Source organism: Paenibacillus sp. FSL F4-0087 (assembly GCF_038020215.1).
Lineage (GTDB): Bacteria > Bacillota > Bacilli > Paenibacillales > Paenibacillaceae > Paenibacillus > Paenibacillus taichungensis.
In genome coordinates this window covers 5465060-5477585 of the sequence record NZ_JBBODJ010000001.1, presented here as the reverse complement: position 1 = coordinate 5477585, position 12526 = coordinate 5465060, and the positions used below count along the sequence as shown (strand labels likewise).

Sequence of the window (12526 nt, the reverse complement as noted above, 5' to 3'; positions counted from 1 at the left end):
CTTATGATCGTACAAAAAAGCCACAGTACAAATATACTGCGGCTCATTTGTGCAAAACTATTTCACAGATTCAAGCGTTATTCGGCGATAAATATCCATATACTCTTCAGCTGAGACGTTCCAGCTGTAGTCTCCGCTCATTGCATTTTTCACGATCTTTTTCCAGTGCTCGGGCTGACGGTAAAACTTCTCGGCGCGGCGAATGGTGTTCATCATGTCATGGGCGTTAAAACTGGTGAAAGAGAATCCATTCCCCTCACCGCTGAATTCATTGTATGCCTGCACCGTATCGTTCAGACCCCCTGTTTCCCGGACAAGTGGTACACTGCCATAACGGAGTGCAAGCAATTGGCTAATGCCACATGGCTCGAACCTCGATGGCATCAAGAACAGATCACTGCCGGCATAGAAGCGACGAGATAACCCATCATTGAAGGTAATCTGAGCAGACATTTTCAGCGGATAACGATTAGCTGCCTCACGGAACCAGTGCTCATAAGCCGGATCCCCGGTACCCAATACTGCGAATTGAATGTCGTCATAGTACAATAATTCATCCAGTACACGACATACCAAATCCAAACCTTTGGAATCCACTAGCCTTGTAACCATCACCATAAGTGGAGCATCCGGACGTACTGGCAATCCTAATTCCTTTTGCAGCTCGATCTTGTTCTCGATTTTCTTGGACAGGCTGGTTCTGTATTTAACCGCAATTTTATTGTCCGCTGCAGGGTTGTAACTCTTGGTATCAATACCGTTAACAATCCCACTGAAACGATCGCCCAAGGAACTGAGTAATCCATCCAGACCATAGCCATAGTAGGAGGTTTGTACTTCCTTGGCGTAGGTAGGGCTGACAGTTGTTACATGATCCGCAAAAACGACTCCTGCCTTCAGGAAATTGACATTGCCATAATATTCTGCCCCATCCACCGTGAAATACCGATCATCCAGCTCAAGCAGATCACTGAATAAATCATGTGGAAACACACCTTGATATAACAGGTTATGTATCGTAAAAACCGTTCTCATTTCACTGTAAAAAGGATCATGAGCATAGTGAGCTTCCAGTAGTAAAGGAATCATCCCGGCGTGCCAATCGTGACTGTGCAGCACATCCGGCTTAAACTCAATTTGCGGCAGCACCTCGAGAACAGCACGATTGAAGAAGGCAAAACGCTCCCCGTCATCCATATACCCATACACGCCATCCCGTCCAAAATAGTATTCATTGTCCACAAAGTAGACAGGAATCCCGTCATGGACAAGCATCTCTATTCCACAATACGGTCTGCGCCAACCAAGAGGAATATCTGTCGTAATGACAGGCTCCATTGCTTCTTTATACTCATCCGGAATGCCCTTATATTTGGGTAAAATGACACGAACATCTGCCCCACTCTTCTTTAATGCCTGTGGTAATGCGCCGATGACGTCAGCAAGGCCTCCTGTTTTGATAAATGGATGTACTTCAGCAGCAGCAAATAGAATATTCATGCCTTCGTCCTCCTTTTGGGTTTAACTGTAGTGCTTTCTGTGGTTTTACTGGTTCTAGTGGTACTGGCTTTTGCTCTAACGGATTGAACTTCAAGGGGCAATGCATCCGTTTTCCGACGTGTGTTCTTTTTTAAAATAACTACGCTTAGCGGTGGCAAAACAACTTCCAAACTATGTGGTTGCCCATGAAAAGGAATCTTTTCAGTAGTAAGCTGCATATCATTGATAATGCCTGATCCGCCGTAATCGGAATGATCACTGTTCAGAACTTCGGTATACATACCGGGACGCATGACACCAATCCGGTAACGCTCCCGCTTGACTGGCTGAAAGTTAATGAGCACAAGGAGTGTATCCGCAGGTTTTTTTCCTTTGCGCACATATGAAATGACACTTTGGTCCTGATCATCCGGAGTGATCCATTCATAACCGTCAAAGGAATGATCAAGCTCCCACAAAGCTTTTTCGCCCAAGTATAGCTCGGACAGATCCCGCTCAAACTTGTGGAGTTTACGGTGACTGTCGTAGTTCAGCAAAAACCAGTCCAGTTGATCTTCATCTTTCCATTCGATAAACTGGCCGAATTCTCCACCCATAAACAGCAGTTTTTTGCCTGGGAAAGTCATAAAGTACCCCATGAAGGCACGCATGCCGGCAAACTTCTGCTCGTATGTTCCTGGCATCTTGTCTAGGAGCGACTTTTTGCCATGAACGACCTCGTCATGAGACAGAGGAAGCACGTAATTTTCAGCAAAGGAGTATACGACCGGGAATGTCAGCAAATGATGTTTGGAAGGACGTTCGTGAAAATCGGATTCCATGTAATCAAGTGTATCGTTCATCCAACCCATGTTCCATTTGTAGTTGAAACCTAGCCCACCCTGATCTACTGGTGAAGTAACCATAGGCCATGCACTGGATTCTTCTGCCATCATCAGCGCATAGGGAAAGTACTTGAAGACTGTTTCATTCAACTGCTGCAAAAAAGCAACAGCTTCCTTGTTTTCCAGACCACCTTCGTTATTCGTTCGGTATTGTCCTGGCTGCTTTTCGAAATCCAACTTAAGCATACTGGTTACGGCGTCGACCCGAAGTCCGTCGAAATGGTACATCTCCATCCAGTACAACGCATTCGAGATCAAAAACGAACGAATTTCAGGTTTAGAGTAGTCAAAGCTAAGTGTGCCCCAACCTGGTCTCTCTGCTAACAATGGATCTGCATATTCATACAAGGGCGTTCCATCAAACAAACGCAAGCCATGAGCATCCTTGGCAAAATGCGCGGGGACCCAATCGAGCAATACGCCTATACCTGCCTGATGTAGCGTATCAATCAAATACATCAGATCTTTAGGATGCCCATAACGGCTGGTTGGCGCAAAGAATCCAGTGTTCTGATACCCCCACGAAAGGTCGTAAGGATGTTCACTCAGGGGCATCATCTCAACATGGGTATATTTCATCTCCAATAAATAAGGAACAAGCAATTCCGCAAGTTCACGATAACTGTAAAGAGTTCCGTCTTCTTTCCGTTTCCAGGTTCCAGCATGCATTTCATAAATATGTAGAGGTTTGTTATACACGCCTCGTTGTTTGCGTCTCCATGCGCCATCATTCCATTTGTAACCTTCAATGGAGCTGGTGACCGATGCCGTACGCGGACGAACTTCCGCCTGGAAAGCATAAGGGTCTGCTTTAAGCAATTCAGTACCATCTTCCGTTAATATACGGAATTTGTATAAAGTTCCTTCACTGATTTCCGGAATAAAACGACTCCAAAATCCAGAATCGGGTATCTTATATAAAGGTTCCTGTTCACCTTTCCAACCATTACGGTCTAAAGCCAGTCCAACTTCTGTGGCATTCGGAGCCCACACGGTAAAACGATATCCCTGACGATGATCTTCGATCGCAGGCTGTGCGCCCATTATTCGATAACTGTGATGAAGGTTTCCTTCATGAAACAAATAAATGTGCTCCGGTGAAATTTCCGGGTTTGTTAACGGTTGAATGGCCAAGAGATCACCTTCTTCTCCAGAAAATAGATATAACATTAACCATTACCCCATTCTAGCCAAGTTGAAAAGAAAAATGCGGTGTGTAAAAAAATGTTGTAATTTTTCAGGATTTTTACAGTATACATCGTTTCAATAGCTCCGCATTGCGTTTATGTATGTACTACACTGGACAAATATCTTGGGAGGGAAACGATTATGTTTAATAAAGATTGCATCGCTATGCTGTTGGCGGGAGGAGAAGGGAAGCGATTAGCCCCTTTAACCTCAAGTATCGCAAAACCCGCTGTACCGTTTGGCGGGCACTACCGGATTATCGATTTTCCTCTCAGCAACTGCGTAAACTCAGGCATCGACACCGTAGGTGTTCTGACGCAGTATCAAGCTGATTCATTACATGATCACATTGGTGGAGGAGAACCTTGGGGACATGGTACTTCAAGTGAGGCAGGAATTTCCTTACTTCCATCTTATCATACAGGAAATGACGAATACTTGGGAACCGCGGATGCTATTTATAAAAATATTGACTATATTGACCAACAAAACCCCGAAAATGTTCTAATTTTGTCGGGTGACCATATCTATCATATGAATTATCGTGAAATGCTGGAAGCTCATACCGCTAATGAAGCGGTAGCGACGATCTCCGTTATGGAAGTTCCATGGGAAGAAGCCCATCGCTTCGGCATTATGGCAGCGGATGAGAATCTGAGAGTTACCGAGTTTGCCGAGAAACCGGCCGAACCGAAAAGTAATCTGGCTTCCATGGGCATTTACATGTTCAAATGGGAATACCTGAAGCGCCACTTGCTCGAAGATGCCGCTAATCCGGAATCCAGCCATGACTTCGGTAAAGATGTGATTCCTCAAATGTTGAATGAGAACACCCCTCTCTTCGTATATAACTTCAATGGTTATTGGAAAGACGTGGGTACCGTGAAGAGTTTATGGGATGCGCACATGGATCTGCTTCATAACGATGAAGACTGGAGCCTGCAAAAAGAAGACTGGCCGATGTTTACTCGTGAGTGGAGAACTAAACCAAGTGCATACAAAGCACGTCAGACACGTGCTGAGCTCCTGCACTCCATGATCCATGAATCCTGCGCCATTGATGGCCGGGCTGAACGTTCTGTTATTTTCTGCGGAGCCGAAGTTGGTAAAGGTTCTGAGGTTAAAGACAGCGTGATCATGCCGAATGCACGGGTAGGCCGCGGTGTTCACATCGAACGCGCCATCATTGGTGAAGGTGCCATTATCAAAGATGGTGCCATTGTCAAAGGAACGGCGGATGAAATCGTGGTTGTCGGACCGAATGAGATTGTCTCCGCCAAACCGGCTGTGCGCACACAACCTGTACGCATGCTGAAAGATGTTTACGAAAAAAGCGGGCGTCTGCGCGCTGGTGAACTTTCTTCATAAGCATAAAGAAAAGGCGAGCCATAATATGGCTCGCCTTTTTGTTGCGTTTTTACTGCGTTAAATTCAAACGTTATTTCAAACCATACAATAAACGTTGCCTTAACTTTGCAATTTGGAATTACGTTTCTTTCTTATCGGTGTTTGTCTGCTGGGCCTGTGTCTCCTGCACTTCTTCAGAGTCACTGTTATGATTGGGAGCTTCACCTATCACAGCCTCTTCCTCAGGCAGTGCTGGCAAAGAAACGGTAACCGTGGTTCCCGACCCAAGCTCACTCTGAATCGTAATTGTACCTTCATGCAGTTCGACAAGTTCCTGCGTAATGGCAAGCCCTAGTCCTGTTCCCCCGTTTTGGTGATTTACTTGGAAGAAACGGTCACGTACTTTTATGAGGTGTTCTTCACTGATTCCGATACCAGTATCCTGAACAGCAGCTATGATCTGCCCCTTCTCTTCTTTAACCGAAAGGAAAATCCACGAATTTTCATGAGAAAATTTAATCGCATTGTCGACCAAATTAAGAAAGACTTGTTTTAGCCTATTGCCGTCACCAAATACGTTAAACGCACGCGACTCATCCGTATCCAGCTTGAGATGAACTTGCTTTTGCTCCGCTTTGGCCCAAACGTTTAACATCGTTTCCTGAACAATTTCTCGAATGCTGACCGAGCCTTTTACAAGCTTCATCTGATTTTGCTGCAATTTGGAGAAATCGAGCATTTCTTCAACAAGACCGATCAATCGCTCGGTTTCTTTGGAGATAATACTCATTCCAATTCTCGTCTCATCGGGATCGTACCCGCCTGAATCCAAGGTTTCGCTCCACCCTTTGATACTAGTCAGAGGTGTACGCAATTCATGCGAAATAGATGAAATAAAATCGTCTTTAATCTGGTTACTTCGTACAATCTCATGTGCCATGAAATTCAATGTAGATGCCAGTTCACCAAGCTCGTGCTTGTAATTCCCTTTAACTCTGACATCCAGACGTCCCCTGGCCATTTGAGCCGAAACGGCTGTAATATTATTGAGGGGTCGCACAATTGAATTCGCCATTCCGATACTGATAATTAAAACAATGACTAGTACAGCCACACCTACAGCAACGGCAAGCAGTCCCATAACCAGAAGTTTGGAATTAACCATATCCAGCGAGGTGAGATACCTCACAATATAAGTATTTTCGCCACCCAAATCTAGCTTGTGGGATACAGCCATGACTTGCTCACCCGTAAGGGGTTGTCTACCCACCCAACGGCCAATGCTTCCGTTCATGGCCTGTGATATATCACTCGTTTGAAGAACGGCATGCTCGGACTCAAAAGCAGTTGAACTAGCCAAGACTCGGCCATCCATATCAAGGATTTGCAGCTCAGTACTACCCAATTGTAAATTAGCGAGCAAATACGATAAATTATTAGCCTCATCCGTACGAGATAACGTTTCTTTAAAATCATTCGTCGAAGTAATCTGCTGATTAATCGTATTATAAATACTCTCGTAATAATACCTTTGTACTGCAATCAAAAATACGAATTCTACCAACAGCAGAGCCAGAAAAACTACAATGAAGTAATGTAGTACGATCTGCCGTGTAATGCCTTTTTTGATCATTGATCCCGGCCCTTCCATTTGTACCCGTGACCCCATACAGTCTGCAGGTATTCAGGTTCGGAAGGATTGTTCTCAATTTTCTGGCGCAAGCGGCGAATGTTTACGTCCACGATTTTGGGATCACCCATATACTCTTTGCCCCATACGTGATCCAGCAGTACATCTCGACTAAGCGGTGTGTTTTCTTTTTCTAGGAAAAATTGAATCAAAGAAAATTCGGTTGGTGTTAACTCAATTAATTCATTTTGTTTCTTAAATTGCTTGGAGATTAGATCCAGCGAGAACGGTCCTGATTGAAACGTTACCTTTGCAGCTGTCTCCCGGTGGACATTGACCCGGCGAAGCAAAGATTGTATACGGGCGATAAGCTCGGTTGGACTAAACGGCTTACTTACGTGATCGTCTGCTCCAACGGATAGCGCATATACCTTGTCCTGCTCCTGCACTTTGGCTGTAAGGAAAATAATACCCAGACGTTCATTCGTTTCACGAATACGACGACACACTTCAAACCCGTCAATTCCAGGAACCATAACATCCAGCAAAGCCAAGTCAATATCTGGTACGGATTGCAGAATGCGAAGCGCTTCATGTCCGTCTCCCGCTTCGAGCACTTCGAACCCGTTTCTCTTCAAATTAATAACAATAAAACTGCGGATGGATTCTTCATCCTCAAGAATAAGTACTTTACTCATTAAGTTCTTCCTTTCTGTTCAGATGCGACATATTGTCCAGTAATCCACCATCGTTATTCGCAGATTGCGCGCCACGATAAGCAATCACTCGATCATTCGATTTGGTAATTTCTTTCCACCCTTTACCTTTGTCCTGTTCCCATTGCGTAAGTGTGAAATATTTAATTTCACCCACCGTTTCATCCGTATCAATCATTTTGAAACGAATATATTTCCCCTTTTCCGATTTGGTATCTATAGTAACTTTTCCGTACCAATCCGTTTTCAGGTTAAGATGGAATGCATTGGCATCATCACGATACTGGAAGGATACAAAATCTTTGCCATCCTTACCATTCCATTGATAGAAAGTATAGAACCACATCCGAGCATCAAATACGTAATGTTCCCAGCCTCTGGGCGTTTCCTTCAATCCAAATTCAATAATACCATCATTATTAAAATCACCGCTTAAAATTTTGTCATCTCTATAGGTTTGGTCAGGGGAATTAAATGCGTACACTAATTTGTTGTCCTTTACATAAACAATCTGTGTAAAGGTACTTCGGTCATCCAATTCGGCATCCAATACGAAGCCGACTTTATCTTTGGCAATTTGACCACCAAGTGCACTATAAAATTCTTTTACTGTATAGTCCGTCTGTATACGGTCCACTTCCTTGAAGCTGCCATCATCATATTGATAAAGGGCAATGGAGGCAAATCCACTGGTATTGAGGGAAACGATAGCAAAATCATTTTTTTTGTCCCCGTTCAGATCCAAAGGATTCCCTTGTAAATCATCAATAATTAACTCATTATACGGTACTCCGCCCATCACCTGTTCAAGGGCCCCTCCTTTATAGGAATAGGCCATTAAAGCTTTCTGTGCTTCAAGGCTCACTCCCAGAACAATATCAGGATTGCCATCGTTCGTGATGTCCAGCAGTTTAAAGGATTGCAAGGTATTTCCCGGAACATCAAAAGTAAGTTTTTTCACCCAAGTATCACCCTGCTCTTCGAGAAGCATGCCATGAATCCGTACATTTTCGCTCGGAGTTTCGTAGAAAACAATGGCTTCTCGGGTTCCATCCCCATCCAAGTCTGCTACACGTATCATGCTTGTATTGTTCAAGTCTTTGGGCCGAATTAATTGGCTTTCAGGAGGTTGTTCTTTCTGTACAATTGTAAGAAGTCTCTCCTTGTCCATCGACATCATGGGTTGTTTCATTAAAAGCTTGGGATCACTCAGGACAGTGCATCCGCTAAGAACGGAGCCGAGTACAATCATAGCTGCTCCCCCCGCTAACAGGCGCCCCCACCGTGAATTAAGCAAATTCATCACTCTTTTCAATAGTTTAAATCATATTTTTTTCTTGCTGTGTCAACCGACGTCCACGTATATCAAAAGCAATCTTGCCTTCCGCAAGACCCCAGATGCGGGTCGCATGTTTCTCTGCCATCTCAATCGGCAATACTGCAATCACGGTAGCCCGTTCCTCTTCGCACAATTTGCGCAGCGTTTCCAGCACTGTATCTGCTGTATGAGGATCAAGTCCGATGACAGGCTCATCTGCCAAAACAACTTTGGCGCCATGCGCAAGCGCTCTGGCAATCGCGACACGCTGCTTCTCGCCACCACTGAGCTTCTCTGCCGTCTGGTGGGCTTTATCCAGCAATCCGAGCCCTTCCAGATAATCCATCGCACCCATATAATCATCGGAACGAACCATACCTGTTACCATTCTCCACAAAGGAGTTTGACCGGACCGACCGATCAATACATTTTTCAAAGCTGTACGTCTCGGATACAATTGCGGATTCTGTTCCAAGTATGCCCATTCCCGTTTAATTTTCCGTTTTCCGGACCAACCTTCTTTTATAATCTCGGCTCCGTCCACCGTAAATTGACCACTATCCCATTTTTCCATCATAGCAAGGCATTTAAGCAGCATACTTTTCCCACTGCCACTTGAACCCACTACTCCAATCATTTCTCCCTGTTGCATATCGAATCGTATATCCCGCAGAACCGGAACCCGGTCCGCTCCAACGGATTTGCTTAAACCCTCAACTCTGATCATCGCGATGTCTCCTCTTGTCCATGTTTTTCCCTACTACTAGTGTACTCGGAAATGGACATCAATTTCCATGCGAACACCAGCTTCTATTTTACCACAGATTCGAGCATAGGTTTACGACGAAATAATACACCTGCTGCACCAAAAAGAAGATACATGAATCCAAGCAAAATAAACATGCTTCCTGGTGAAATCCAGTTGATCACTTGGCCACCCAGATTCGGTCCAATGATGCTTCCAATTGTAAAATGAAATGAGGCCACCACGTTCGCTGCAGGCAGTAGCGCTTTTGGCAAAATATCGGCGGCATAGGCCAGGCCAAGCGAGAAAAATGAACCTACCAGACCTCCTGCTATGGTCAACAGCACAAGTGTCCACCAGAAATGTGTGCCCGCAACAGGAACCAGCATAAAGATGATACCTCCTGTAATACCAGCAAACATTAATGTTTGCTTACGTCCATAACGGTCACTCAATATGCCTAAAGGCAATTGCAGGAATAGACCACCTATTCCGACAAAAGGCAGTAATGACGATATCTGATTGGCATCCAAACCAATACGCAGGCCGTATACCGGAAAATTGCTGTTCATCCCGGCTTCCATGTACCCGTACAATAACGCAGGCAACAGCGCATACCATGCCCAGGCCAGACTTCGTCGGAAACGGCGTTCAGGCAGTTGTCCATGTTCGGCCTTTTCCGGCTTCGTATCGGGAAGCTTCATTAATACAAGGATAAGTACAGCAGCCATACATACGAATAATACCCAGAATGGAACGGCATCTCCAAACCCAAGTAGTTTGATTCCCAATGGGCCAATACTGAATCCTAAACCATAAGACATGCCGTATAAAGAGATGTAACGTCCGCGTTTTTCGGGTGCGGTCACCAGTAGCACCCATAATTGGGCAGAATAATGGAGTGCACTATCCCCGATTCCGACGACGAGACGCAATATGAACCAAATTTTGATATCCGGAAAATAAGGAAACAGAATGAGGGGAATCATGACAAATAACAGTCCGCCGATAATCAACTTTTTGAAACCAATAGCTCCCAGCAATCGTTCCGCCACCAAGGTCATGGCAAAAGAGCCAACGTACAGTGCGGCTGCATTCAAACCGTTTAAACCCGGTGAGACTCCCTTTTGCTCCAAAAAAATCGAGAGCACCGGTAATAAAAGGCCCTGACTGATCCCCGCCACAACAATAACGGTAATCAGAATGAGATAGTTAGATGTAGAATGTGATAATTTTGGGGTGGTTATAGATGACACAAAAATCATTCCTCCTGCAAGCATACAAAGAAAAATCGCCATCACTGACGACCTTTCAGATGTTATATCTATTCTATTGATCATGCATGGTTAAGCCAGGGGTTTTGCCCTGGACTTGAACATTATAGTGGACAACGCCCTGCAAAACAAGCCATAATAGTACTTAAGTCGCTGCGTACATTTAGATGTGACGGGAGGATTCTGCATCATATGGCTTATCATGTTAAAATCGATGTTTCACCGATATATGAAATGCTCAACAGCTTTTTGGTCTATGTAACGAAGAAGTGGATTCAACATCTGGATGTTGGCCCCGAATGGATCATTGAGGTGGAAGGCAAACTAAGTTCCAACGTTCGTGCAGCGCTCGCACCTGCTGCCACCTGGCCTTTTGATGACTTTGATGTATTATTTGCATGGGCGGCCTATCGGAACACTTCTAATGAGAATATTGATTTTCTGGATATGCTTGCTGGACTAACAGCCGAAGAGCTGTTCGCACGCGTATCTGTTCTGCTGCCCCATCTTACCATAGAAGAATCTACACGCATTCGGGATAGCTATGTACCACTTTTACGACTCTGGGATCAGCATTACTGCCAGAATATGAGTGAGGATTATCGTACCTGGCTTGAGGAAGACGCAGAAGAGAAACGCGTACTGCTTGATAAAATGGGCCCTGAACTCCTCATTGAATACGCTACTGCGGGTGTTCTGGTTGAACCGATGCCTGGACTGGATGAAGTTATCCTGTTTCCAACCGTCCACAATCGTCCTATTAATATGTACTGCTTCTATGAGGGCATGATGATCATGCAGTATCCTGTAGACGCACCCGAAGAGGATGAAGACCAACCACCAACCTGTCTGCTTCGTTTCACACATGCCCTGGCTGATCCGGAAAGACTCCGTCTGCTGCGTTACGTGTCAGGTGAACCGAAGTCTCTCTCTGAGATGTGTGAGGAGTTGGGTAAAGACGAGGATATGGTTAAAGATCAGGTTATGGCATTACGCATCGCCGGACTGCTACGAACCCATCTGCTCGGCAGTAATCGTAAAGAGAAATACAGTATTCGACCAGATGGCGTATCTGAATTGAATATGTTCCTGGAATCTTATATACGCATATAAAATATGAACAACTGTGCTGCTGGCTGCAAGGAGTGAATTGGATATGAAAATAATAAAACAACATATTTTGTTCGATCTAGATGATACACTCGTGTACTGCAATAAATATTTCAACCTGGTGCTTGGTGAATTCTTCGAGAACATGCAGGAGTGGTTTGACGGACACGCATTAACAGTTCAACAAATTAGGGAGAAACAGCTGGAGATTGATGTAACCGGGGTCAACAAACTGGGATTTGCAAGTCACCATTTCCCACAATCCCTTATTGATACCTACCGTTACTTCTCCCAGAAGTTCTCAAAACCCACCTCTCAACAAGAAGAGTCTTACCTCACCAAATTGGGGATGAGTGTATATGACCAAGAGGTTGAGCCTTATCCTCATATGGTCGAAACGCTGGAGAATCTTAAATCGGCTGGACATGCCCTCTACCTGTACACAGGTGGAGAAACCGTAATTCAGCAGCGGAAGATTGACCAGATGAAGCTTTCGGCTTATTTTGATGACCGGATCTACATTCGGCAACATAAGAACATTGAAGCGCTTGAAGGTATACTCTCTACTGGACCTTTTGAGCGTCGTGCAACGTGGATGATTGGAAACTCACTGCGTACAGACATCATGCCAGCAGTGACGGCCGGCATCCATAGCATATATATCAAACAGCCGAACGAATGGCAATACAACATGGTAGAGCTTCAACCTAATCCCGAGACATCGATGTATACCATCACGGCCCTGGAAGAGGTACCGAAGGTCATTCATGAAAATATACAACAGCAGCAACAAAAAAGGACCCTTGGATAAGGG

10 protein-coding genes are annotated in these 12526 nt (G+C 44.8%); 3 read left to right on the top strand and 7 right to left on the bottom strand.

Annotated elements, in window-relative coordinates:
- Positions 1 to 57: 57 nt before the first annotated feature.
- Together glgA and glgB are read right to left on the bottom strand one after the other, a co-directional pair.
- Positions 58 to 1500, bottom strand: coding sequence for a glycogen synthase GlgA (glgA, locus tag MHB84_RS25225; RefSeq protein WP_076289139.1), 1443 nt, complete (start codon positions 1498 to 1500; stop codon positions 58 to 60).
- Complete coding sequence (gene glgB / locus MHB84_RS25220; RefSeq protein ID WP_076289138.1) at positions 1497 to 3554, bottom strand: 1,4-alpha-glucan branching protein GlgB; 2058 nt, start codon at positions 3552 to 3554, stop codon at positions 1497 to 1499. The genes glgA and glgB overlap by 4 nt, the downstream gene beginning before the upstream one ends.
- A gap of 159 nt (positions 3555 to 3713) precedes the next feature.
- Between glgB and MHB84_RS25215 the strand changes: the two genes are divergently transcribed.
- Positions 3714 to 4940, top strand: a complete 1227-nt coding sequence (locus tag MHB84_RS25215) for a glucose-1-phosphate adenylyltransferase (RefSeq protein WP_076289137.1) — start codon at positions 3714 to 3716, stop codon at positions 4938 to 4940.
- A 118-nt stretch (positions 4941 to 5058) separates the two neighbouring features.
- Here MHB84_RS25215 and MHB84_RS25210 read toward each other — a convergent pair whose 3' ends face one another.
- From MHB84_RS25210 to MHB84_RS25190, 5 genes are all read right to left on the bottom strand, one after another.
- The gene (locus MHB84_RS25210) at positions 5059 to 6552 is read right to left on the bottom strand and encodes a sensor histidine kinase (RefSeq protein WP_076289136.1); all 1494 of its coding nucleotides are present in this window, start codon (positions 6550 to 6552) and stop codon (positions 5059 to 5061) included.
- Positions 6549 to 7247, bottom strand: coding sequence for a response regulator transcription factor (locus MHB84_RS25205; RefSeq protein WP_063562821.1), 699 nt, complete (start codon positions 7245 to 7247; stop codon positions 6549 to 6551). The genes MHB84_RS25210 and MHB84_RS25205 overlap by 4 nt, the downstream gene beginning before the upstream one ends.
- Positions 7240 to 8517, bottom strand: coding sequence for a hypothetical protein (locus MHB84_RS25200; protein ID WP_076289135.1), 1278 nt, complete (start codon positions 8515 to 8517; stop codon positions 7240 to 7242). Before MHB84_RS25200 ends, MHB84_RS25205 begins: the two co-directional genes overlap by 8 nt.
- A gap of 67 nt (positions 8518 to 8584) precedes the next feature.
- On the bottom strand, positions 8585 to 9310 hold the full coding sequence (locus MHB84_RS25195; protein WP_076289134.1) for a phosphonate ABC transporter ATP-binding protein: 726 nt from the start codon (positions 9308 to 9310) through the stop codon (positions 8585 to 8587).
- A gap of 83 nt (positions 9311 to 9393) precedes the next feature.
- On the bottom strand, positions 9394 to 10593 hold the full coding sequence (locus tag MHB84_RS25190) for an MFS transporter (RefSeq protein ID WP_076289133.1): 1200 nt from the start codon (positions 10591 to 10593) through the stop codon (positions 9394 to 9396).
- Positions 10594 to 10794: 201 nt separating this feature from the next.
- On the opposite strand from MHB84_RS25190, the gene MHB84_RS25185 reads away from it, so the two are divergent.
- A complete protein-coding gene (locus tag MHB84_RS25185; RefSeq protein ID WP_076289132.1) occupies positions 10795 to 11715 on the top strand; it encodes a helix-turn-helix domain-containing protein in 921 nt (306 codons plus the stop codon).
- A 43-nt stretch (positions 11716 to 11758) separates the two neighbouring features.
- Positions 11759 to 12523, top strand: a complete 765-nt coding sequence (locus MHB84_RS25180; protein ID WP_076289131.1) for an HAD family hydrolase — start codon at positions 11759 to 11761, stop codon at positions 12521 to 12523.
- Positions 12524 to 12526 lie beyond the last annotated feature (3 nt).

Excerpts from the sequence above, each read along its gene's own strand:
- MHB84_RS25190 (WP_076289133.1), bottom strand. The coding sequence starts at position 10,593 with ATGATTTTTGTGTCATCTATAACCACCCCAAAATTATCACATTCTACA.
- glgA (WP_076289139.1), bottom strand. The coding sequence starts at position 1,500 with ATGAATATTCTATTTGCTGCTGCTGAAGTACATCCATTTATCAAAACA.
- MHB84_RS25215 (WP_076289137.1), top strand. The coding sequence starts at position 3,714 with ATGTTTAATAAAGATTGCATCGCTATGCTGTTGGCGGGAGGAGAAGGG.
- MHB84_RS25205 (WP_063562821.1), bottom strand. The coding sequence starts at position 7,247 with ATGAGTAAAGTACTTATTCTTGAGGATGAAGAATCCATCCGCAGTTTT.
- MHB84_RS25185 (WP_076289132.1), top strand. The coding sequence starts at position 10,795 with ATGGCTTATCATGTTAAAATCGATGTTTCACCGATATATGAAATGCTC.
- MHB84_RS25200 (WP_076289135.1), bottom strand. The coding sequence starts at position 8,517 with ATGATTGTACTCGGCTCCGTTCTTAGCGGATGCACTGTCCTGAGTGAT.
- MHB84_RS25195 (WP_076289134.1), bottom strand. The coding sequence starts at position 9,310 with ATGATCAGAGTTGAGGGTTTAAGCAAATCCGTTGGAGCGGACCGGGTT.
- MHB84_RS25210 (WP_076289136.1), bottom strand. The coding sequence starts at position 6,552 with ATGATCAAAAAAGGCATTACACGGCAGATCGTACTACATTACTTCATT.
- MHB84_RS25180 (WP_076289131.1), top strand. The coding sequence starts at position 11,759 with ATGAAAATAATAAAACAACATATTTTGTTCGATCTAGATGATACACTC.
- glgB (WP_076289138.1), bottom strand. The coding sequence starts at position 3,554 with ATGTTATATCTATTTTCTGGAGAAGAAGGTGATCTCTTGGCCATTCAA.